17 protein-coding genes are annotated in these 22,844 nt (G+C 66.6%); 11 read left to right on the top strand and 6 right to left on the bottom strand.

Annotation, left to right across the window (positions count from 1 at the left end; genetic code table 11):
- Nucleotides 1-36 precede the first annotated feature (36 nt).
- Genes ACN9M4_RS16510 through ACN9M4_RS16500 form a run of 3 tightly spaced genes read left to right on the top strand, consistent with a single transcriptional unit; the run spans nucleotide 37 to nucleotide 4,974 of the window.
- Nucleotides 37-1,227, top strand: coding sequence for an XdhC family protein (locus ACN9M4_RS16510; protein WP_426299748.1), 1,191 nt, complete (start codon nucleotides 37-39; stop codon nucleotides 1,225-1,227).
- Nucleotides 1,218-2,192: an FAD binding domain-containing protein gene (locus ACN9M4_RS16505; protein WP_426299746.1), complete on the top strand. Its 975-nt coding sequence runs from the start codon at nucleotides 1,218-1,220 to the stop codon at nucleotides 2,190-2,192. Before ACN9M4_RS16510 ends, ACN9M4_RS16505 begins: the two co-directional genes overlap by 10 nt.
- Nucleotides 2,182-4,974: a molybdopterin-dependent oxidoreductase gene (locus tag ACN9M4_RS16500; RefSeq protein WP_426299744.1), complete on the top strand. Its 2,793-nt coding sequence runs from the start codon at nucleotides 2,182-2,184 to the stop codon at nucleotides 4,972-4,974. Before ACN9M4_RS16505 ends, ACN9M4_RS16500 begins: the two co-directional genes overlap by 11 nt.
- A gap of 66 nt (nucleotides 4,975-5,040) precedes the next feature.
- Here the strand turns inward: ACN9M4_RS16500 and ACN9M4_RS16495 are convergent, their stop codons facing one another.
- Nucleotides 5,041-6,006 (bottom strand): hypothetical protein, encoded by a 966-nt coding sequence (locus ACN9M4_RS16495; RefSeq protein ID WP_426299742.1) that lies wholly within the window; start codon nucleotides 6,004-6,006, stop codon nucleotides 5,041-5,043.
- A gap of 132 nt (nucleotides 6,007-6,138) precedes the next feature.
- Entirely contained in the window at nucleotides 6,139-6,747 is a 609-nt protein-coding gene (nboR, locus tag ACN9M4_RS16490; protein ID WP_426299740.1) for a nicotine blue oxidoreductase, read from the bottom strand.
- Nucleotides 6,748-6,941: 194 nt separating this feature from the next.
- Between nboR and ACN9M4_RS16485 the strand changes: the two genes are divergently transcribed.
- The 3 genes from ACN9M4_RS16485 to ACN9M4_RS16475 are packed head-to-tail and all read left to right on the top strand — an operon-like array spanning nucleotide 6,942 to nucleotide 10,062.
- A complete protein-coding gene (locus ACN9M4_RS16485; RefSeq protein ID WP_426299738.1) occupies nucleotides 6,942-8,504 on the top strand; it encodes an NCS1 family nucleobase:cation symporter-1 in 1,563 nt (520 codons plus the stop codon).
- Between the two features lie 27 nt (nucleotides 8,505-8,531).
- Entirely contained in the window at nucleotides 8,532-9,272 is a 741-nt protein-coding gene (locus ACN9M4_RS16480) for an aspartate/glutamate racemase family protein (protein WP_426299736.1), read from the top strand.
- A gap of 31 nt (nucleotides 9,273-9,303) precedes the next feature.
- Nucleotides 9,304-10,062, top strand: a complete 759-nt coding sequence (locus tag ACN9M4_RS16475; RefSeq protein WP_426299734.1) for an SDR family oxidoreductase — start codon at nucleotides 9,304-9,306, stop codon at nucleotides 10,060-10,062.
- Nucleotides 10,063-10,098: 36 nt separating this feature from the next.
- Here ACN9M4_RS16475 and ACN9M4_RS16470 read toward each other — a convergent pair whose 3' ends face one another.
- Together ACN9M4_RS16470 and ACN9M4_RS16465 are read right to left on the bottom strand one after the other, a co-directional pair.
- On the bottom strand, nucleotides 10,099-11,013 hold the full coding sequence (locus ACN9M4_RS16470) for a glutaminase (RefSeq protein ID WP_426303511.1): 915 nt from the start codon (nucleotides 11,011-11,013) through the stop codon (nucleotides 10,099-10,101).
- Nucleotides 11,009-12,652 carry a PucR family transcriptional regulator gene (locus ACN9M4_RS16465; protein ID WP_426299732.1) on the bottom strand — a complete coding sequence of 548 codons (1,644 nt, stop codon included), beginning with the start codon at nucleotides 12,650-12,652 and terminating at the stop codon, nucleotides 11,009-11,011. The genes ACN9M4_RS16470 and ACN9M4_RS16465 overlap by 5 nt, the downstream gene beginning before the upstream one ends.
- 208 nt (nucleotides 12,653-12,860) lie before the next feature.
- On the opposite strand from ACN9M4_RS16465, the gene ACN9M4_RS16460 reads away from it, so the two are divergent.
- From ACN9M4_RS16460 to ACN9M4_RS16450, 3 genes are all read left to right on the top strand, one after another.
- Nucleotides 12,861-14,414, top strand: a complete 1,554-nt coding sequence (locus ACN9M4_RS16460) for an amino acid permease (RefSeq protein ID WP_426299730.1) — start codon at nucleotides 12,861-12,863, stop codon at nucleotides 14,412-14,414.
- Nucleotides 14,415-14,476: 62 nt separating this feature from the next.
- Nucleotides 14,477-17,302 (top strand): aminotransferase class I/II-fold pyridoxal phosphate-dependent enzyme, encoded by a 2,826-nt coding sequence (locus tag ACN9M4_RS16455; protein WP_426299728.1) that lies wholly within the window; start codon nucleotides 14,477-14,479, stop codon nucleotides 17,300-17,302.
- 93 nt (nucleotides 17,303-17,395) lie between these two features.
- Nucleotides 17,396-18,886: a cation:dicarboxylate symporter family transporter gene (locus tag ACN9M4_RS16450; protein ID WP_426299726.1), complete on the top strand. Its 1,491-nt coding sequence runs from the start codon at nucleotides 17,396-17,398 to the stop codon at nucleotides 18,884-18,886.
- Between the two features lie 70 nt (nucleotides 18,887-18,956).
- On the opposite strand, the gene ACN9M4_RS16445 is transcribed toward ACN9M4_RS16450, so the two are convergent.
- Nucleotides 18,957-19,328: a sterol carrier family protein gene (locus ACN9M4_RS16445; protein WP_426299724.1), complete on the bottom strand. Its 372-nt coding sequence runs from the start codon at nucleotides 19,326-19,328 to the stop codon at nucleotides 18,957-18,959.
- A 33-nt stretch (nucleotides 19,329-19,361) separates the two neighbouring features.
- Nucleotides 19,362-20,378, bottom strand: a complete 1,017-nt coding sequence (locus tag ACN9M4_RS16440) for an asparaginase (RefSeq protein ID WP_426299722.1) — start codon at nucleotides 20,376-20,378, stop codon at nucleotides 19,362-19,364.
- 293 nt (nucleotides 20,379-20,671) lie between these two features.
- Here ACN9M4_RS16440 and ACN9M4_RS16435 point away from each other — a divergent pair, with 293 nt between their 5' ends.
- Together ACN9M4_RS16435 and ACN9M4_RS16430 are read left to right on the top strand one after the other, a co-directional pair.
- Nucleotides 20,672-22,057, top strand: coding sequence for an MFS transporter (locus ACN9M4_RS16435; RefSeq protein ID WP_426299720.1), 1,386 nt, complete (start codon nucleotides 20,672-20,674; stop codon nucleotides 22,055-22,057).
- Between the two features lie 81 nt (nucleotides 22,058-22,138).
- Nucleotides 22,139-22,795, top strand: a complete 657-nt coding sequence (locus tag ACN9M4_RS16430; protein WP_426299718.1) for a GntR family transcriptional regulator — start codon at nucleotides 22,139-22,141, stop codon at nucleotides 22,793-22,795.
- Nucleotides 22,796-22,844 lie beyond the last annotated feature (49 nt).

Here is a 22,844-nt window from a genome sequence, read left to right as displayed (position 1 = left end):
CCCGCCCGGAACGTCACGGTAAAGGAAGTGTTCTCCATGCTGGATCTGATGCCGACCCTTGGCAGCTGGCAGCCCGCCCTGAGCGGCCAGCGCTGCGCCGTCGCCACCATCGTGGCCTGCGGCGGTTCCGTTCCCCGGCCTACGGGCACCTCGATGCTGGTTTCCGAACACGGCGAGGTCCTGGGCAGCCTGTCCGGCGGCTGCGTCGAAGGCGCCGTCGTCGAGGCGGCCCTTGAATCGATGCGCGACGGCGGCAGCCGCCTTGAGCTGTTCGGCTACACTGCCGAGGACGCCTTCGCCGCCGGGCTCAGCTGCGGCGGCGAACTGGAAGTCCACATCCAGCCGGCCGACCCGGCCGCACTCGCAGGGCTAAGCGCGCTGGCCGGCAGGGACGCAGGCACCGGGCTGGCGCTCATCCGCAGGCTCGACGCCCCGGGCGCCGTCGTCGTCGACGATCCTTCGGCCTTCCGCGCCGTAGCTTCGGCCGAACTGGGGCGCCTGTTGGGAAACGATCCCGTGGTGCTCGGCGCAGCGGCCGCCCAGCTCGAACCGCTGCTGCGCGGCGGACGCGCCGGGCTGGTGCGCCTCGAATCGCCCGGGGGCTGTGATCCGGACACCGAACCCGTCACCCTCTTCGTCGAAAGCCGGCTGCCCGCCCCGCGCATGCTGGTCTTCGGCGCCAATGACTTCGGTGCGGCCCTGGTCCCGGCCGGGAAGTTGCTCGGCTACCACGTGACCTTGTGCGATGCCCGGCCGGCGTTCACCGGCCAGGAACGCTTCCGTGCCGCCGACCAACTGGCCACTGCCTGGCCGCACCGTTACCTCGCCGCCGAGGCCGCCGCCGGCCGGATCGACCCACGCACCGTGGTGTGCGTGCTCAGCCACGATCCCAAGTTCGACATCCCGCTCCTGCGCACCGCCCTGGACCTGAACCTCGCCTATGTGGGGGCCATGGGATCGAGGCGCAGCCACCGCCAGCGTGTGGACTCGCTCCTGGCCGAAGGCACCACGGCCGAGGCCCTGCAACGGCTCCATTCCCCGATCGGCCTGGACCTGGGCGCGGTCACCCCCGCCGAAGTTGCGGTGTCGGTCACGGCGGAAATCATCGCGTCCCGGGGCGACGCCTCAGCCGCGCCCCTCAGGGACCGCAGCGGCCCCATCCACGCAACAACGTCACCAACCCCGGCTTCAGCAAGCACGGCCCGAAAGGCAGAACCATGGACATGAACACCATCGAGGCGGTGGTGCCCACCACCGACCCGGCCGAATGGCGCGACGGCGACGCCTGGCTGGCAGGCGGAACGGTCCTGTTCTCGTACGGCAGCTTCGCCTTCGGCCGTTCCGTCTCCGACGGCGGGCCGCTGCGGCGCCTGCTGGACCTCGGCCAGGCCGGCTGGACCCCCGTCTCCGTGAGCGATGCCGGCATCGAACTTGCCGCCACCTGCACGGTCGCGGAGCTCTATGCCCTTCCGGAATCCCCTTCCGTAGCCGGGCGCGGCTGGTCCGGGCTGGACCTTGTGCGGCCGTGCTGCGACTCCTTTGTGGCCTCCTTCAAGGTGTGGAACATGTCCACCGTGGGCGGCAACATCTGCACCTCGCTGCCGGCCGGGCCCATGATCTCCCTGTGCGCCGGGCTCGACGCCACCGCCACCATCCTCGGCCCCGGCGGCAGCTCCCGCACCGTCCCGGTGGCGGACTTCGTCACCGGCGACGCCAGCAACGGCCTGGCCCCCGGCGAGCTGCTGCGCAGCATCTTCCTCCCGGCGTCCGCTCTGTCCGCCAAAGTGGCGTTCCGGCGGCTCTCGCTGAGCAACCTCGGCCGCTCCGGCGTGCTGCTGACCGGACGTCTGGATCCCGACGACGGACTGGTCCTGACGGTCACGGCCGCCACCAAACGCCCGGTGCAGCTGCGCTTCGCCGCGGCGGAGCTGCCGGACCCGCAGCAGCTGGCCGCCGCCGTCGAACACTCGATTCCGGCGGAGCTGTACCACGACGACATCCACGGCCTGCCCGCCTGGCGCCGCGACATGACGTTCCGCCTGGCGGAGGAAATCCGCGCCGAACTCCTGGGCGAAGGAATCCGGGTGTCGGGCGACTTCTGGAGCCCCGCCGGACAACCGCATGCCACCTCCGCGCAACCTTCCGCTGCCCAGACCCCCGCCCCCACGAAGGAGGCCCCGAATGGCAATTGAAATCAACGGAACCCCCGCCGCGGAGTCGCCACGCCCGGGCCAGTGCCTGCGGACCTTCCTGCGCGAACAGGGAAACCTCGGGGTCAAGAAAGGCTGCGACGGCGGCGACTGCGGCGCCTGCACCGTCCACGTGAACGGCACCCCCGTGCACAGCTGCATCTACCCCGCGGTGCGCGCCGAGGGGCACTCGGTGACCACCATCGAGGGCCTGCCGGCGTCCGCGGGCTGCGCCGAGGGGGAGCTGCATCCCGTGCAGGAGCAGTTCCTGGAAAACCAGGGCTTCCAGTGCGGTTTCTGCACGGCGGGCATGATGATGACCGCCGCCACCTTCGACGAGGAGCAGAAGGCCAACCTGCCGCGCAGCCTCAAGGGCAACCTCTGCCGCTGCACTGGCTACCGCTCCATTGCCGACGCAGTCTGCGGCACGGGCGGGCACAGCGGCGAGCGTTCCGGCCAGCAGGGTTCGGGTCAGCTCGGCGATAACGTTCCCGCCCCGGCGGGGCACGCCGTCGTCACCGGCACCGCCCGCTACACGCTCGACGTTCCGCCGGAGCAGCTGCCCGGCCTGCTGCACCTGAAGCTGCTGCGCTCGCCGCACGCCCATGCCCGGATCGTGTCCATCGACACCGCGGCGGCGCTGCGGGTTCCCGGCGTGGTGGCCGTCTTCACCCACGAGGACGCCCCGGCGCAGCTGTTCTCCACCGCGCAGCACGAGCTCTACACGGACGACCCCGACGACACCCGGGTGCTGGACGACGTGGTGCGCTTCATCGGGCAGCGGGTGGCCGCCGTCGTCGCCGACTCGGTGGCCGCGGCGGAAGCGGGGGCACGCGCCGTCGAGGTCGAATACGAATTGCTGGACGCCGTCTTCACCCCGGCCGACGCCCTGAAACCCGGCGCTCCTGCCGTCCATGGCGAGAAGGACGGCGAAGCGAGCCGGATCTCCCGGCCCCTGGAGAACGTGGTGGCCGAGGTCCACTCCGAACTGGGCGACATGGCCGCGGGCTTCGCTGCCGCCGACGTCATCCACGAGAAAACCTACCGCACCCAGCGCGTGCAGCACGTAGCCATGGAAACGCATTCCTCGATCGCGTGGCTCGACGACGAGGACCGGCTGGTGGTCCGCAGTTCCAGCCAGGTGCCGTTCCTTGTCAAACGGACCCTGGCCCGGGTCTTCGAGCTGCCGGAGGACCGCGTCCGGGTGGTCGCCGGCCGGGTGGGCGGAGGGTTCGGCAGCAAGCAGGAGGTGCTCACCGAAGACCTCGTGGCCCTCGCCGCGCTGAAGCTGCGCCGCCCCGTGCAGGTGGAATTCACCCGTACCGAACAGTTCACCGCCACCACTACGCGCCACCCCTTCACCATCAAGCTCAAGGCCGGGGCCAACAGGGAGGGACTGCTCACCGCGCTTCAACTGGACGTGGTCACCAACACCGGCGCCTACGGAAACCACGCCCCCGGAGTCATGTTCCACGGCTGCGGCGAATCCCTCGCGGTGTACAAGTGCGCCAACAAGAAGGTGGACGCGCGGGCCGTGTACACCAATACGGTTCCGGCCGGTGCCTTCCGCGGCTACGGGCTGAGCCAGGTGATCTTCGCGATCGAATCCGCCATCGATGAGCTCGCCGAGGGCATCGGCATGGACCCGCTGGACTTCCGGCTTAGGAACATGGTCCGTCCCGGCGACGACATGCTCTCCATCCAGCCGGAGCCGGAAGAGGATGTGCACTACGGCAGCTACGGCCTGGAACAATGCATCCAGCTGGTGCGGGATGCGCTCGAGCGCGGGGGAGAACGTTACCGGAATGCCGGCCTCGACGATCTTGGCCCGGAATGGGTCACCGGCACCGGTTCCGCGTTGTCCATGATCGACACCGTCCCGCCGCGCGGCCACTACGCCCACACCCGCCTGCGCCTGCTGCCGGACGGCACGTACGACGCCGCCGTCGGGACCGCGGAGTTCGGCAATGGCACCACCACGGTTCACGCCCAGCTCGCGGCGACGGCGCTGGGTACCCGGGCCACGGAAGTGGCGGTGCGGCAGTCCGATACCGACCTCGTGGAGCACGACACCGGTGCCTTCGGTTCCGCCGGCACCGTGGTGGCCGGGCAGGCGACCCTGCTCGCCGCCCAGGAACTGGCCCGCCGGATCCGCACCGTGGCGTCTACGCTGAGCGACGTCCCGGAAGCGGACTGCGTGCTCGACGGCGGCGCCGTCATATGCGGCGGACGCAGCCTGCCGCTGGGGGAGGTGTACCGCGCGGCGCACCGGGCCGGCGTCGAACTTTCCGCCGAGGGCCGCTGGGGCGGCACCCCGCGTTCGGTCGCGTTCAACGTCCATGGCTTCCGGGTGGCCGTGAACACCGGGACCGGGGAGCTGCGGATCCTGCAGAGCGTGCAGGCCGCCGACGCCGGCGTTGTGGTCAATCCCCGGCAGTGCCGCGGGCAGATCGAGGGCGGGATCGCGCAGGCGATCGGCGTTGCGCTGTACGAGGAAGTGAAAGTGGACGACGCCGGCCGCGTCACCACTGACATCCTGCGGCAGTACCACATCCCCTCCTTCGCGGACGTGCCGCGCAGCGAGGTCTACTTCGCCTCGACGAACGACGAACTCGGCCCGCTGGGTGCGAAGTCGATGAGCGAAAGCCCCTTCAACCCGGTGGCCCCGGCGCTCGCGAACGCCATCCGCAACGCCACGGGGGTGCGCTTCGCCGAACTGCCGATCGCCCGGGACAAGATCTACCTGGGGTTGAAGGAGAAGGCCCGGGAAGAGGTCGGCGTCTAAGGGAGCCAGCCCAACTGACTCGCAGTTGTTGTCGTTTTGGGCGCCCAAAACGACAACAACTGCGAGTTACTTGGGGGACCAGCCACTATCGATGAGCGCGCTGCGGACCTTTACGACGGCGGAACGTGCCCCGTTCCTCATATGCCGTCTTGAGATCCGCACAAGTCTCCAGCCGGCGCGGGCGAAGTCCTCCTCGCGGGCGATATCCCGCACGATCTGCGCAGCTTCCGAATGGCCGTCGCCCTCGTATTCGACCCCGACGCGATACTCCGCGTAAGACAAATCGGGTTCCCGGACGACGCCGGAAGAGAGTTCCGTCGGAACGTTCAGTCCGGGGGCCGGCAGCCCCGCCCGCTCAAGTGCCAGCCTGAGCCTGGTTTCCTGCGCAGAGTCTGAGCCGATCCGGGCTTGCTCCAAGGCGAGCCGCGCCTTCCGGATACCGGGTGTTCCCTTGTGCCGGTCAAGCATGTCCGCCAGTTCGTCAGGGGTCGCGTAGGGTTCGCTTCGCCCCTCGAATTCAGGCCTTGGCCGGCGGAGCAGATGATCTGCCACGACGGTGATTTCGTCGATGCTCATCCTTCGGGCGCAGTCGAGCCATGTACGCGCGCGGCTCGTGATGAGCAGGCCCTCGGCCCACGTGATTTCGTCCTCAAAAAACTGCCCCACGTGGCCCACTACCCCTTTGCGGCGGGGAATGGCCATCGTGTCCGGCCGGGATATGTGGACCGCACGACTATCGGCATCCGGGTGGAAGCCCGGGAACTCCCAGAGCACAAAGGCCGTCGCGTGGGACGCCGCCGAAAACTCCGTAACGACGGTGAACGGGCGCACCTGATCCGACAGCGCCGTGACCGTCGCCAGTTCAGGGCGCCGAATGCCGCGGCTCGGTGAGTCCAATGCACGGTGCCTTAACCGCCGCCGTGTCACTCCGGCGTCGAGCGCCTCCTGGACAGTGAACGGGGCCCCTCCCATCGGCTCCGGCAAAGGCTTCGGGATCTTCATGCCCGCATGCTCGCAGGTTTCGGGGCTCATTTCCGGGTTATCCACAGGCATCGTGGCCACAAGCCCAACTGACTGGCAGTTGTTGTCGTTTTGGGCGCCCAAAACGACAACAACTGCGAGTTACTTGGGGAAGGGCGGGGAGGGAGCGGGGTCGGGCGGAGCTCAGCCCAGCAGATGCAGGTTCGCCTTGGTGTCCACGTCCCCGCCGTCGGCGATATCGCCGCAATCCACCAGATCCACCAGGCCGGGGTGGGCCTTGAGGAAATGCCGGGCTCCGGCGTCGCCCGCCGCCGACTCTGCGGCGTCCTCCCGTAACGCGGCGTCGATCACCAGGGGGTGGCCCCGGCGGAGGGCGCCGGACAGGTCGGGGTAGGCGGCGGCGGTGATGCGGTCTGGTCGGTGCTTGCGGAGCAGGCGCGCCACGGTTTCGCTGTTGAGTCCGGGCTGGTCCACCAGGGCAAGCAGCACGTTGTTTCCGGCGGCAGCCCCGGCGATTCCGGTGCGGAAGGACCCGCCCATGCCCTCGTGCCACCGCGGGTTCTCAACTGTCCGGTGCCTGGAAAGCCCGGGTAGTGCGGCCACCTTCTCCGCTTCGGCGCCAAGGACGACGACGACTTCGGAACAGCCGCCCTCCAGGAGCACATCGGCCAGCACTTCCACGAGCGTGCGGTCCCGGAACGGCAGCAGTGCCTTGGGCCCGAGACCGAGCCGGGTTCCGGCGCCCGCAGCGAGCAGGACGCCGCTGGTGGCAGGCAGGACAGAAGCGGACATGAGGCAAACCATACCCTCCGGACGCCGGATTGTGACCGGGGTACGGCCTGGTCCATCTTGACCAAAGGGTGACCCGGGTCATATCGTTATTTCACCATTCAATAATCTCATTCCGCTATGTGGAAATGCTCATCGAAGAGCGATTCAGCCGTGGCGGAACTTCCGTGAAGCAACGTTAGAAGGCGAGACCCACGATGAATTCGACTTCCCCGGTCGGCAACACATCGGCTCCGGAACAGGCACTGCCCAAAAGTTCCACCCATCATGCGGCCAACGAAGCTCTTTGCGAGGTTGCCTCCGCTGCGGTGGGCCGTTCCATCAGCCCCACCCTGTACAACCTGGACCTGGCCCCCACCAAGAAACAGGGGCGGCGCTGGACCAGCTACAGCATCTTCACCCTCTGGGCCAACGACGTCCACAGCCTTGGCAACTACGCCTTCGCTGTCGGGCTCTTCTCCCTCGGCCTTGGCGGCTGGCAGATCCTGGTGGCCCTGGGCATCGGCGCTGCACTGCTCTTCGCACTCCTGAACTTCTCCGGGTTCATGGGCCACAAGACCGGCGTGCCGTTCCCGGTGATGAGCCGCATCAGCTTCGGCATCCGCGGCGCACAGCTTGCCAGCCTCATCCGCGGAGCCGTGGCGGTCGCCTGGTTCGGCATCCAGACCTTCCTGGCTTCCGTGGTGTTCCGTGTCATGCTCGTCGCCATGTTCCCGGGCCTGAAGGAACTGGACGGCAACTCGATCCTGGGACTGTCCACACTCGGCTGGCTCACCTTCGTGTCGCTCTGGATCATCCAGCTCGTCATTGTCAGCTTTGGCATGGAGATGATCCGTAAGTACGAGGCCTTCGCCGGCCCCGTCATCCTCGTCACCATGGTGCTCCTGGCGGCCTGGGTCTTCTTCGAAGCGCACGGTTCCATCCAGTGGACCGGCATCAAGGGCCTCGAAGGCGCCGAGATGTGGCGCACCATTTTCGCCGGCGGCGCCCTCTGGGTCTCCATCTACGGCACCTTCGTGCTGAACTTCTGCGACTTCACCCGCTCCTCGGTCAGCAAGCAGTCGATCGTCCGCGGCAACTTCTGGGGCATCCCGATCAACATGCTCGTCTTCGGCGCCATCGTGGTGATCCTGGCCGGCGGCCAGTACAAGATCAACGGCACCGTCATCGAGAGCCCCTCGCAGATCATCGAAAGCATCCCCAACACCTTCCTGCTGGTCCTTGCCTGCCTCGCCGTCCTGATCCTCACCATCGCAGTGAACCTGATGGCCAACTTCGTGGCCCCGGTCTACGCACTGACCAACCTCTTCCCCAAGCACCTGAACTTCCGCAAGGCGGCCTGGGTCAGCGGCACCATCGGCCTGGTCATCCTGCCGTGGAACCTTTACAACAACCCGCTGGTGATCGTGTACTTCCTGGGCGGCCTCGGCGCCCTCCTCGGCCCGCTGTTCGGCGTGGTCATGGCCGACTACTGGCTGCTCCGCCGCGGCAAGGTCGATGTCCCGGCGCTTTACAGCGAGGCGCCGGGCAGTGCCTACTTCTACAAGAAGGGCGTGAACCCCAGGGCAATCACCGCGATGGTCCCGGCGGCAGCCGTCGCAATCCTGATTGCCTTCGTCCCGACGCTGGAGGCAGTGGCACCGTTTGCCTGGTTCTTCGGAGCGGGCGTGGCCGCCATTGCGTACTATCTGGTGGCGGACCGCAAGCAGAAGCACGACGACGTCTCCGGCGAGCCGATCGCCGTCGCCAGCAACCACTAAGCCTCGCCGGGAATCCAGGAGGAAACCATGCGCATCCTTGTCGCCAACGTCAACACCACCCAGTCCATGACTGACTCCATCGCCGCCCAGGCAGCGGCCGCCGCAGCCCCGGGCACCGAAATCGTGGGGCTGACTCCCCGCTTCGGCGCCGACTCCTGCGAAGGCAACTTCGAAAGCTACCTCGCGGCGATCGCCGTCATGGACAAGGTTCTCAGCTACCCGGAACCCTACGACGCCGTTGTCCAGGCCGGATACGGCGAGCACGGCCGGGAAGGGCTGCAGGAACTCCTGGACGTCCCTGTCGTGGACATCACCGAGGCCGCGGCGAGCACCGCGATGTTCCTGGGCCACAAGTACTCCGTGGTCACCACATTGGACCGCGCCGTTCCGCTGATCGAGGACCGCCTGAAGCTGGCCGGGCTCGACGCCCGCTGCGCCTCGGTGCGTGCCAGCGGCATGGCCGTCCTGGAGTTGGAGGAGCACCCTGACCGTGCCGTTGAAGCGATCGTGGAGCAGGCCGAACGCGCCGTCCGCGACGACAAGGCCGAGGTGATCGTCCTCGGCTGCGGCGGCATGGCGGGCCTCGACGAGCAGATCCGCCGGCGCTGCGGCGTCCCGGTGGTCGACGGCGTCGCCGCCGCGGTGACCATCGCCGAGTCGCTGGTCCGGCTGGGCCTGTCCACGTCCAAGGTGCGCACCTACGCTGCGCCTCGGCCCAAGACTGTCGTGGGCTGGCCCCTGCTGGCGGACGCCCCCGCAGTACGCTGATCTTGCTCCGCGGCAGCACGAAGGGAACACCATGACTGAAGCACAGACCCCGCGCGTCGCCGTCGTTACCGGAGCCGGTTCCGGCATCGGGCGCGCGGTGGCCCGGCTGATGCTCGCCGAGGGCTGGTCGCTCGCCCTGGCGGGCCGGCGGGAGGCTCCCCTCAAGGAGACCGCCGCCGATCATCCCCGGGCGCTGGTGGTGCCCTGTGATGTGACACAACCCGACGGCGTCGCGCAGCTTTTCGAGGAAACCCGCCGGCGCTGGGGGAGGGTGGACGTGCTCTTCAACAACGCCGGCATCTTCGGCCCCTCGGGCAGCGTGGACGAAATGGACCTCGCCGCCTGGGAAAGCACCCTGGCCGTCAACGTCACCGGTGCCATGCTCTGCGCCGCGGAGGCGGTCCGCTCCATGAAGGCACAGGAGCCGCAGGGCGGGCGCATCATCAACAACGGCTCCATCTCGGCGCATTCGCCCCGGCCCCTCTCGGTGGCGTACACGGTGAGCAAGCACGCCATCAGCGGCCTGACGAAAAGCATCGAGCTGGACGGCCGCCCGTACAACATCAGCTGCGGGCAGATCGACATCGGCAACACGCGTACCGAAATCATGGACACCATCGGCGTCGGCTCCGGCGCGTTGCAGGCCGACGGCAGCCGCCGCGTGGAACCCATGTTCCCGGTGGAGGACGCCGCCCGTGCGGTGCTGCTCATGGCCGGCATGCCGCCGTCGGCCAATATCGGCTCACTGCTGGTGACCGCCGCCGGCATGCCGTTCATCGGACGCGGCTAAGCGGGGTTCAGAGCCTGTGTCGTAACCGGCCGGGCCTCAGAAAATCGACCAGCCCGTCCGCGTGGTGAAGGCATCCAGCGCCGCAACTCCGGCCACTGAGTTCCCGGAGCGGCCCAGCCCGGGACTCCAGACGCAGATGGTGCAGTTGTTGGGTATCACGGCGATGATGCCGCCGCCGACTCCACTCTTGCCCGGCAAGCCCACACGGTAGGCGAATTCGCCGGCAGCGTCGTAGGTGCCGCAGGTCAGCATGACTGCGTTGATCCGTTTGGTTTGCGACGCCGGCAGGAAGGCCGTGCCGTCGGCCCGCCTGCCGTTGCTGGCCAGGAACCTGGCCGCGAGGGCGAGGTCCGTGCAGCTCATCGCAATGGAACATTGGGCGATGTAGGCATCGAGGACCGCCTCCACCGTGTTTTCGAGGTTGCCGTAGCTGGCCAGGAAATGCGCCAGGGACGCATTGCGGTGGCCGTTACGGGCTTCCGAAGCGGCCACCTCGGCGTCGGAATTGATGCCCGGGTTGGCGCTTTCGTCCCGCATGAAACGACGCACAGCCTCCGCAGCGGAGCCGTCCGTGACGGTGAGCAGCCGGTCCGTGACCACCAGCGCCCCGGCGTTGATGAACGGGTTGCGCGGAATCCCGTCTTCGTGCTCGAGCTGGACCAGGGAATTGAAAGGGCTGCCTGACGGCTCGCGGAAGACGCGCTTCCAGATGCTCTCGCCGTCCCCGGCCAGGACCAGTGCAAGCGTAAACACCTTCGAGATGCTCTGGATCGAAAACGGAACGGTGGCATCGCCTGAGGCGTAGACCTCGCCCTCGCGGGTAGCGACAGCGATGCCGAACTGCGTGGTGTCCACCGTCGCGAGTCCAGGGATGTAGTCCGCTGCCGCGCCCTGGCCGACGAACGGCTGGATGTCCCCGACGATGTCGTCCAGGAGGTTCTGCAGGTCAATCATGGGGGTGGGCCTCGAGGTTTTCGTTCAGCGGCGCCGTGGAATGGGTCCACAGCCGGATCTGCAGGTGGGCCAGCAGCCGTTGGTCGGGGTCCTGCAGGTCGATGCCGCTCAACTCGCAGGCACGGCGGAGCCGGTAATGCACGGTGTTGCGGTGGACCGCGAGTTCCTCGGCGCACCGGTTCACGTCCCCGAAGAACTCCAGGTACGCAAGGAGCGTGGCAGCGAACTCGGGATACCGGTGGCATAGCAGGGTGATGCCGTCGTGCCGGAGCCGGGTCCTGGAGCCCAGGAGCTCAAAGAGCTCGCGCGTGAGCACCTTGGTCTCCACATCGCTGTAGGAAGCGACGTTGATGGACGGTGTGTCTTCCAGGACTTTCAGCACGTTACGGACATGACCTAGCGTTCCATGCAGCTCATCAAGGCGCTCGACGACGGGGCCGACGGCGGCCTGTACCTGGCAGTGCAGGTGCAGACGGGCATCGCGGACGATCATGTTGACCAGGCGGTTGATCGCAGGGGGTGACTTCACGGGATCGAGGTCGGGCAGGATCATCGCTATTTCCAGTCCGATGGCTCCCACCACCGCGCCCGGACGGTAAGCCGCGGCGTGGATCGATGCCACGTTGGCCAGCTCCCCGCGCCGCATTTGCAGGCCCGGAGCCGTATCGCCGTCACCCGTGGCCGAGATGAGGACCAGGGCCGCAGGCCTGCTCGGATCGATGCCGGCGGATTGGGCCTGCGAATGGATTTGCGGCGTACCGCTGAGCAGGCTGGAAATCCGGTCCCGCCGCAGCGACTGGGACTGTTCGTTGCGGTGCCGGACCAATTCGATCGCGGCATGGCGGGCAGCGCCCACCATGATCTTGTCCGTGTTGGGGGCCAGGGGCTCGGTGCCCTCCTGCAGCCAGATGTACCCCAGCACGCGGCGCCCGGCATGGATCCCGACGGCGACCCGTTCCCGGAGGCCTTCCTGGGGGTTGGCGGCCATGTGCACGGGCTCTTCAGACGCCTGTAGGTGCCTGTACACGCCCGACTCCTTGAGCAATTTCTGGTAGCGCTCCGGGCCCTTCCGCCCCAGGATGGACAGTCGCCGCAGCTCGTCGACCTCGTTCGAGGCCGGCGAGTAGGCCAGGACCCGGTTGCTCGGATCCTCGATGACGACGTGGCCGTTGGCCAGCGTGGCCGCCGTCGCCGCGATCGCGAAGAGGTCCCGATGCATGACGTCCGACCCCTCGTTGAGGGCCGGTTCCTGGATGCGGTCCTTGGCGATGCCCTCCAAGGTGTCCCAACGCATCGCCGGAGGGACGGCCACCAGCCCGACCCCTTCCGGGCGAAGCAGCTCCGCGATGGGCTCAAGCTCGCCTTCGGTGCCCTTGACCGCAATGGCTACGGGCCGGTAGGGGAGCAGCCGGCGAACTGCCGGCAGGGCTGCGCGGCCGCGGGCCCCGATCAGCAGGACCAAGGTTCCGGGCCGGAGGGGTTCGTCGTCCTCGGCGTCCGCTATGGCTGTTTCGCGAACAGTGCCGTTATCCGCGGCCGGGGCGACCACCAGCCGTCCGTGGTCGACTCCGATGTCTTCAAGTATGTCGCTGAGCATGGCGCCTTTGACATGCTCGGCAGTTTTGTGGGATGCCACCGTGTTTCTTTCTCTAAGGAGGTTGTCCGGCCAAGAACTCTACTCCCCGTACGTCCGGGTGGGTTTGTCTCTCCGGCACAACCAGCATGGCGCGAATTTAGCGGCACGGACAGTTCTTTGTTCGGAACCGGAACCTAGAGTGGTCTACCGTGCGCAGGGCAATGGGGCCGGGCGTATCAATTCGATGGAGTCAAAGGAGACCCCAGGAATGAAAACCACACAGTTCGACCCCGCCGATGCGGTAGAAAACGCCCGGGAACTCGTCGGTGACAGGACCACGGCCGCGCAGGACTTCGCCAGCGAAGAAGCCGGCTACCACAAGACCCTCAAGCCCCGGCAGATCCAAATGATCGCCATCGGCGGAGCCATTGGCACCGGCCTCTTCATGGGGGCGGGCGGCCGCTTGAACGGCTCCGGGCCGTCGCTGATCCTGGTCTACGCCGTCTGCGGTTTCTTCGCTTTCCTCATCCTGCGTGCGCTCGGCGAACTGGTGCTGCACCGGCCGTCGTCGGGCTCGTTCGTTTCCTATGCCCGGGAGTTCTATGGCGAGAAGATGGCGTACGCCGCCGGCTGGCTCTACTTCCTCAACTGGGCCATGACCTCGATCGTGGACGTTACCGCCGTCGCCCTGTACATCAAGTTCTGGGGCCAGTTCTGGGAGCCTTTGCAGTCCATCCCGCAGTGGCTGATTGCCTTGGCGGCCCTCGTCGTCGTGCTGGCGCTGAACCTTGTCTCAGTGAAAATCTTCGGCGAGATGGAGTTCTGGTTCGCGCTCATCAAGGTGGCTGCCCTGGTGATCTTCCTCGTCGTCGGGGTTTGCTTCATCGTCTTCGGCGGCCGGACGGACATCGGAACTCCCGGCCTCGGAGTGATCCTGGACCACGGCGGCGCCTTTCCCACCGGTGCGGTGGCGCCGCTGCTGGCCATCAGCGGCGTCGTGTTCGCCTATGCCGCCATCGAACTGGTCGGAACCGCCGCGGGGGAGACCGCCAACCCGCAGAAGGTCATGCCCAAAGCAGTAAATACCGTTGTCTTCCGCATCGCCATCTTCTACGTCGGTTCCGTGCTGCTGCTGTCCCTGCTCCTGCCCTTCACCGCCTACAAGGCGGGCGAATCGCCGTTCGTCACGTTCTTCTCCCATCTGGGCGATCCGCAGGCCGGTGCGGTTTCCGCCTCTGTGATGAACTTCGTGGTCCTCACCGCTGCCCTGTCCAGCCTCAATGCGGGCTTGTACTCCACCGGCCGCATCCTCCGCTCCATGGCGGTGAACGGTTCGGCCCCACAGTTCACCGCCCGCATCAGCGCATCCGGCGTACCCTACGGCGGGATCCTGCTGACGGCAGTCATTACGCTGCTGGGTGTAGCCCTCAACGCAATCGTTCCGTCCCAGGTTTTCGAAATCGTGCTCGAGGTCTCGGCCATCGGCATCATCGGAGGCTGGGCCACCATCATGTTGTGCCACATCAGGCTTCAGTCCTGGGTGCGGGAGGGCAAGGTCGAGCGGCCATCGTTCCGGCTCTTCGGTGCACCCTTCACTTCCTACCTGACCCTCGGATTCCTGGCGTTCGTCCTGGTCACTATGGGCTTCTCGGAAACGGGCCGCTGGGTCCTTGCCTCCGTGCTGGTCCTCGCACCGCTGCTTGTGGCCGGGTGGTTCGGTTCCCGGAAACGAATCCTTGCCGCCGCCGAGGAACGTCGCGGCCATACCGGCGTCTTCCCGGTGATCGCCGAGCGTCCCGCCCAGGCTGGACGGCGTCCCTGACCTCCTGCGGCCCAGCTGAAACGCCTGCCCGCATCCGAACCAACAATGGAAAACAAACAATCGTGAATATCGAAGCTGGCCCGAAAGACGTTGAAACCCCGAGCAGCGCTTGGCGCTCCCGCGCAGACTCCTGGGAGTTCCTGGGCTATGCCTTTAAGCAACTGGCCAAGGGGCACGCCGGGGCTGCTGTCCGGGTGGCCAATAGCGCTGCCTTGATAACCCAGGCGCGCCAGGCACTCAGCCTGCTTCACGCCGTCGAACTCTATTGGGCGGCTCCGGGGCAAACGGCCGTGGGGCAGTTGCGGGCGGCCCTGGATGCCGGTGACTTCCAGGCAGGCCTGGAGTTGATCCGTGGCCTGGCGCCCATGGCGCCAGGCCACGGGGGAGCCGCGTCCCCGGTCGTGCGGGGTCAAAGCTCAGCGCGGACGGGCGAAAGGGAAGACGACGACGACGCCCTGGCTCCCGGCGCCGACGAACGGCCCAAGTTCGAGGTGCTGGTGGTCGATGACCTGACGGCCGAGGAAGCAGAGTCGCTGAAGTCCGAGCTCCTGGCCCAGAGACGGCCCGGCGACGCGTTCACGTACCAGCTCGTGGTGGTCCCCAGCTACCAGGATGCCCTGGTGGCACTGCTGCTGAACCCCACGATCCAGGCATGCATCCTTCGTCCCGGCTTTGCCGCAGAGAGCAGCCAACCGCTCGGCAGGGATCTCCGGGCCTATCTATCCGCCCACACTGCTGCGGCGCCGGCCGGTGCACGACCGCTGCAACAGATCCTGGCATTGGCGGAGCAACTCACGGCATTGCGCCCCGAGGTGGACGTGTACCTGACGGCAGGTGTGTCCATCGAAACCCTGGCTGGTTCGCTGACCCGGCGCTTCCGGAGGATCTTCCGCAAGCAGGACCATCTCGACCTGCATTTGTCCCTCCTGTCCGGCGTCGCGGAACGCTACCGCACGCCGTTCTTCACCGCCCTGCGGGAGTACAGCCGCACACCCGCTAGTGTGTTCCATGCGCTGCCGGTGTCGAGGGGCGGCTCGGTGGTGGGTTCTCCGTGGATCCGCGACATGGCAGATTTCTACGGACTCAACCTGCTCATGGCCGAGACCTCGGCGACCTCGGGCGGGCTGGATTCCCTGTTGGAGCCACATGGTTCCCTCAAGGAGGCCCAGGAGCTGGCGGCGCGGGCGTTCGGATCCCACCAGACCTTCTTCGCCACCAACGGCACATCCACCGCCAACAAGATCGTCCACCAATCCATCCTGGCTCCGGGCGACGTGGTCCTCGTGGATCGAAACTGCCACAAGTCCCATCACTATGCTTTCGCGCTCGCCGGGGCGCAGGTCAGCTATCTGGACGCCTACCCTCTGGACCGCTACGCCTTCTACGGCGCGGTGCCGCTGGCAAGTATCAAGGCCCGGCTGCTGGAATACCGCAGGGCAGGGCGCCTGGACGAGGTCAAGATGATCACGCTCACCAACTGCACCTTCGACGGCATCGTGTACGACGTCGAACGCGTCATGGAGGAGTGCCTGGCCATTAAGCCGGACCTGGTGTTCCTGTGGGACGAGGCCTGGTTCGCGTTCGCCCGTTCGCATCCCGTCTTCCGGCGCCGTACCGCCATGGCCGCGGCCCGGACACTCGAAGCGTCGTTCAACGATCCCGCCTACGCGGCAAGGCACGCCGCGCAGGCGGCGCGGCTCTGGGACCCGGTGACGGGACAGCCCGCGGACGATGCGGCCTGGCTGGAAACCCGGTTGGTTCCGGATCCCGCCGAGGCCCGCCTCCGCGTCTACGCCACACAGTCCACCCATAAGACACTGTCGTCGCTCCGCCAAGGGTCCATGATCCACGTCTTCGACCAGGACTTCGCGAAAAACAACCGGGAGTCCTTCCGCGAGGCATACATGACCCACACCTCCACCTCGCCGAACTACCAGATCCTCGCATCCCTGGACGTCGGACGCCGTCAGGTGGAGCTCGAAGGGTTCGGCCTCGTCCAACGCCAGGCCGATCTCGCCACCAGTGTGGCGCAGGCAGTCGCCCGGCACCCACTGCTCAGGAAGTACTTCCGGGTGCTCACCTCGCGGGACCTCATCGAGGCCCCTTACCGGAAGGCCGGCCCGGCAATGCCGCACCGTGACGGTCTCGCCGCGCTCGCGGACGCCTGGCAGCACGACGAGTTCGTGGTCGACCCCAGCCGCCTCACCCTGGACATCAGCCGGACCGGGATCGACGGCGACACCTTCCGCCACCGCTACCTCGCCGACGGACACGGGATCCAGGTCAATAAGACCTCGCGCAACACGGTGCTGTTCATGACCAACATCGGCACTTCCCGCAGTTCAGTCGCGTACTTGATCGAGGTGCTCGTCAAGCTCGCCGAGTCGTTCGAGGAGGACAGTTCGACGCCGGCGCGCGCCACCCGCCGTGTGGCACCTGACACGGTGGCCGCCGGCGCCGTCCCTGCAGCATCCGCTGACGGCGGAACGCCGCCCCTGCCTGACTTCAGCCGGTTCGCGGACCGCTACCGACAGGACGCGCTCTGTCCGGACGGCGACCTCCGGGCGGCATACTTCGAAAGCTACAAGGAAGGCTCAACAGAGTACGTGTCGGCTGAGGACCTTCGGGCCAGGATCGATGCCGGGGCAGAAGTGGTGTCCGCGGGGTTCGTCACCCCGTATCCGCCGGGCTTCCCCATTCTCGTCCCGGGACAGGTCATCACCTACAGGACGCTCGAATTCATGGCAGGCCTGGACACCAAGGAAATCCATGGTTTCGACCCGGATCAGGGGTACCGGGTGTTCCTGGACGTAGCGCACAAGCCTGGCACGACAATGATCAAGGAGGAGACTCAGTCACAATCGGCGAGCAGCCATTCCGTATGGTGAAAATTCAATTCCCTCTTGTGGAATAGTGTGATCTGGAATACGTTTGAAATGTCCCCGGCAACCGGGGAGTTCTCTAATGATTGGTTCAGATCAATGAAGATCCCAGACTCCGCGGCGCTGAAGGCGAGTTCGGCCCCGCAGAAGAAGAAGCCGCTGTACAGGTCGCTCTTCTTCCAAATCCTGATCGCCGTCGTCGCAGGTGTGCTGATAGGCCATTTCTGGCCCAACATCGGCTCCACCCTCCGGCCGTTGGGCGATGGTTTCATTCAACTCATCAAGATGATCATCGCCCCGCTGATCTTCCTCGTGATCGTCACGGGAATTTCGGCGGTCGGCGACGTCAAGGCGGTCGGAAGGGTCGGGGTCAAAGCCCTCCTGTACTTCACCGCGGCAACGCTTTTCGCCCTCGTGTTCGGCTTGATAGTGGGCAACATCGTCCAGCCCGGCGCGGGCCTGAACATCGATCCGGCCACGCTGTCCCAGGACGCCGTGGACGCCAAGACCGGCCACGCCGTCCCGAAGGATGCGGCTTCATTCCTGCTCGATGTCATTCCCACCAGCGTGATCGGCGCCTTCGCCAACAACAGCCTGCTCCAGGTCCTCTTCTTCTCGGTGTTCTTCGGTGCGGCGATCGTGGTGATCGGGCGCCAGCGCTGCATGCCTGTCATCAGCCTCATGGAGACCGTGCTTGAACTGATCTTCAAGATCATGTCCTGGATCATGAAGGTTGCCCCGATCGGTGCCTTCGGCGCCATGGCGTTCATCATCGGCCAGTACGGACTGGACACGCTGGGCACCTACGCCCTGCTGATCGCCGCCTGTTACGGGGCTGCGATTGTCTTCATCGGCCTGCTGTTCGTGGTCGCCTGGACCTTCGCCCGGGTTCCCCTGTGGCAGTTCCTGAAATACACCCGCGAGGAATTCCTCCTCGCCCTGGGCACCGCGTCCACCGAAGCCGTGATGCCGCGCATCATGACCAAGCTGACCAACGCCGGCTGCTCCCGCGCAACCACCGGCCTGGTGGTTCCCACCGGTTACTCCTTCAACCTCGACGGCGCCGCGATCTACCTGTCGATTTCCCTGCTGTTCCTGGCCCAGGCCTTCGGCCACCACCTCGACCTCGGCCAGCAGCTGGCCGCGCTCGGCGTGCTGCTCCTGACCTCCAAGGGCATGGCCGGCGTCCCCGGCTCCTCGTTCCTGGCGCTCTCCGCCACGGCGGCCGCGCTCGGCATCTTCCCGGTGGCCGGCGTCGCGCTCCTCCTGGGTGCCGACCGCCTCATGGACTCCATGCGCGTGGTGGTGAACCTGCTGGGCAACTGCGTTGCGACATTCGTGGTGGCCAAGTGGGAAGGCCAGTTCGACCGCGGCGTCATGGTCCGCGCCTTCCGCGGTGAAATCACCAACGAAGACTCCGCCATCATGCTGGGCAAGGAAGAAGTCTTCGAGAAGCAGGAACTCGAGCGCCTCAGCGAGGGCCAGGAGCCTTCGCCGAAGTTCCGCGGCGGCCCGACGGCGGACAACATCCCGCAGTTTGAGATGAGCCGGCCGAGCCAGCGCGAGGAAACCCCGATTTCCCCGGACTGAGTGCCTGCAGCCACAGCAGGAAGAGGCGGCCGTTCCGGTTATCCGGAACGGCCGCCTTTTCCGTCTCAGCCTAGAACGGCAGCAGCTCTGAGAGGTCGGCGCGCAGCCCCGAAGCGGCAACCCGGCCGGCGTCGACGGCATCCGCCCAGGCCAGCCGGCCGCTCACCAGCGCAAGCCAGGTGGCGGCGTCGCACTCGATCACATTCGGCGGCGTGCCGCGGGTGTGGCGGGGACCCTCGACGCACTGGGCGACACCGAACGGCGGCACCCGGACCTCCACGGAGTTGCCGGGGGCCCGGGCGGTGAGCTCTTCGAGCGTGTAGCGGACCGCGGTGGCAAGGGTTGCACGGGGCAGCGCGGCGTCCGCCGTGCCCTGTTCCTGCCATGCCGCCAGGGCGGCGCGGCCTTCCTCAAGCGGTACCCGACGGCGGGCAACGGCCATGTTAGAAGCCTTTCCTGTGTTCGGCGGGGGAGTTCAGTCGAGGAGGGAGAGCAGTGCCCTGCCGAGACGGATCCGGCCCACAGGCTGTCCGCCGCCCAGCACCGGGTCCACCACTTTCTCCAGCACGCTGGAGACCTCCGGGACGTCGACGGCGCCGCTCACCGCGAGCAGCGTCAATCCCACGAGGGTGGTGGCGCGGAAGTTGCCGTCCAGCACCTTGACGGCCACGGTGGCGCCGGTCGGTGTTGCCAGTACGAGGACGCCTTCGGCGCCGCCCTTGGCGAGGACGCCCAGGTCATCCATCACCACGGTGTTGGCCTCGCCCCGGCCCTGCACAGCCCAGGGGTAATCCAGCATGGAGGTGGCGATGGTGGCTGCGCGGGCGTTGGAATTCGGGTCCCGCGGTGCCTTCGCGAGCCGGGAGTAGGCGCGCGCCAGGCCGGTCAGGGAAAGCGCCGCCACCGGGGCGCCGCAGCCGTCGATGCCCAAATGGGCGATGGACTCCCCGCTGTACTCCTCGATCGCCGCGCGGACCCTTTGCTGCAAGGGATGGTTCGGCTCCAGATAGCTGCGGGTGTCCCAGCCGTTCTCCGTGCAGGCCCACAGAAACGCCGCGTGCTTGCCCGAGCAGTTGAACGCCAGCTTGGACTTGCCGCGCTCGGAGCGGACCAGCCAGTTCCGGGCGGTTTCATCTTGGGGCCACGACGCCGGACACTGCAACTGCTCTTCGCGGACGCCCGCGGCCTTGAGCATGCCCTCCACGATGTCCATGTGGTCCAGGGAACCCGTGTGGCTGGCGCAGGCCAGGGCCACCTGGGCGCCGCGGAGCGGCACGCCGGACTGCATTGAGGCCAGCGCCTGGAACGGTTTGAGGGTAGAACGGGCGTAGATCGGGGTGGTGACGTCGCCCAGTTCCTCCACCACGCTTCCGTCTCCGGCCAAGACCACGGCCGAGCCGATGTGCCGCGATTCGATGAAGCCGCTGCGCTCGACGACGGCCAGCTCGACAGCGGACTCGGCCGTAAAGGTTTCATGCGGAGACAGGGGCATGCTGCAAGTTTAGGTGCCAACTCCCGTGGGCCATGTCCATTGTTGGCCCCGAGGGTCGGACATATCAGGTGCATGCCCAATCTTCGACGGCGGGGGTGGACATGTCCCGTGCAAAATTATCTGTAGACAAGTTGTATACAAGTGGTCTACAGTTTCTATACAGCTTCCCGTGAGACGCATCACGGAAGCGGCCGAGACGTCCGGCGGCATGGACCCGAGCGGTGCGCAAACGCCGGGACCCCGCAGTGTTCCCTTCAATTCGAGCTGTTCCGTTCACATCGAGGACTTCCCAAATGAGCAATGTGTTTGAAAAGGACCGGGGCGTGCGCAAGCACACCTCGCTCCCTGCCGTGGCTGCCTCCAGCCTCGCCGGCACCGCCGTGGAGTGGTACGACTTCTTCCTCTACGGCACCGCAGCCGCACTGGTCTTCAACAAACTGTTCTTCCCCGGTGCCGATCCCTTTGTCGGCACCATGCTTGCCCTGGGCACCTTCGCCGCAGGCTTCATCGCACGTCCCCTTGGCGCGATCGTCCTTGGCCACCTCGGGGACAAGCACGGCCGCAAGTCAACCCTGGTGGCCAGCCTCCTCCTGATGGGTGCCGCCACTGCCCTCATAGCCTTCATCCCGCCGTACGCCAGCATTGGCATCGCAGCACCCCTGATCCTGCTGCTCCTGCGCCTGGTACAGGGCTTCGCCCTCGGCGGCGAATGGGGCGGTGCCGTGCTCCTTGTCTCCGAATACAGCGATGACAGCAGCAAGCGCGCCTTCTGGGCCTCCTGGCCGAACGTCGGCCCGCCGCTGGGCAATCTCATGGCGGCCGGCGTGCTGGCAGTGCTCTCGGCAACCATGCCGCCGGCTGAATTCCTTGCCTGGGGCTGGCGGATCGCTTTCGGCCTGTCCGCGCTGCTGGTGGTCATCGGCCTGGTCCTGCGCCTCTACGTCCAGGAAACCCCGCTGTTCCAGGCCTCCCAGGCCAAGGCCGACGCCGAGCATGCCAAGAGCGCCAAGCTGCCCCTGGCTGAACTCTTCCGCGGCAACTGGCGCGAGATCCTCATCGCCACCGGCAGCCGCATGGGCGAAAACGCCGGTTTCTACATCTACTCCCTCTTCCTCATCACCTACGTCACGGAGATTCTGAAACTGGACCGGCAGACCGGCCTCACCGCCGTCATGATCGGCCAGGGTGTGGCGGTCATCGCGATTCCGCTGCTGGCTATCTTCGCCGACAAGATCGGCCGCAAGCCGATGATGATCGGTGCTTCCGTGGCAACCGTGGTGTGGGGCTTCGCGTTCTTCGCCCTGCTGGACACCCGGCAGCCTGGCATGATCATCCTTGCCGCCGTAGGCGGACTCCTGATCTTCGCCGCCTACAGTTCGGTGATCGGGGCATTCTTCTCCGAACTGTTTCCCACGAAGGTCCGCTACAGCGGCACCTCGGTGGCCTACAACGTGGCCTCCCTGATCGCCGGCTCGCTCTCGCCGATCATCGCCCTGGCCCTGTACAAGGCGTTCGGCACCGGGCAGGCAATCGCCCTCTACCTCGTGGGCATGGGCCTGATCTCCATCCTGTCCGTCTCCTTCGCCAGGGAGACCAAGGACATCAAGCTCAGCGACCTGGACCTGGAATCCGGTCAAAAGAGTGACGCCATGCCTGCCCAGAAGGTGGCACAGTCATGATGTAGACACTGTCCGTGGCGGCCCGCCCGCCGCCACGGACAGCCACCAGACCAGTTGAGGCATTCAGAATCGAGGAAACACGTGAGCATCTTCCAGAAGCCGGCTCCCACGGCACCGGAAACGGCCTACCTTTGGCTGCGCAAGGAGATCTCCTCCCTGCCCTGGGACCAGGAAGCCTTCCTCAGCGAGAATGCCATTGCCGAAGCCGCCGGTGTCTCCCGGACCCCGGTGCGCGAAGCCCTCCTCCGGCTTGAAGCGGCGGGCTTGCTGCGCCGGGTCCCGCACAAGGGTGCCTACGTTCCGGCCCTGACCGCCCAGGACATCGAAAGCATGATGGAGGTCCGCCAGGTCATCGAAGACTGGGCGGTCCGCAAGGTCACCGTAAACGGCTATCTGGGCCCGGAGCTCGAACAGCTCCTGCACACCCAGGAAGAAAGCCTGGCCGACCCCGTGGCCTTCATCGAGTGGGACATCAGCTTCCACAAGCAGATTGTGCACGCAGCCGGGAACCCCGCTCTGGAGGAACTCTACGATTCCCAGCGCTTCAAGCAGCAGCGCATGGGCGTGAAGGCCGTCCAGGACAGCCACGGGCGCAGCGACCACGTGGTGGAAGAACACCGCGCGATCGTCGAGGCCATCCGCAGCCAGGACTCGCAGAAGGCATCTGCGGCAGTCCGGAACCACCTGGATTCCACTCTGACCGTCCTCAAATCCATACCCACACGCATTCAACGCTGAACTGGCAGGAAACAAAGCCGGGAACAGCACCGAGATATTAGGAGCACCA

The sequence above is a fragment of the Arthrobacter sp. R-11 genome (assembly GCF_049913155.1).
Lineage (GTDB): Bacteria > Actinomycetota > Actinomycetes > Actinomycetales > Micrococcaceae > Arthrobacter.
This window is presented reverse-complemented; position numbering and strand designations above follow the sequence as displayed.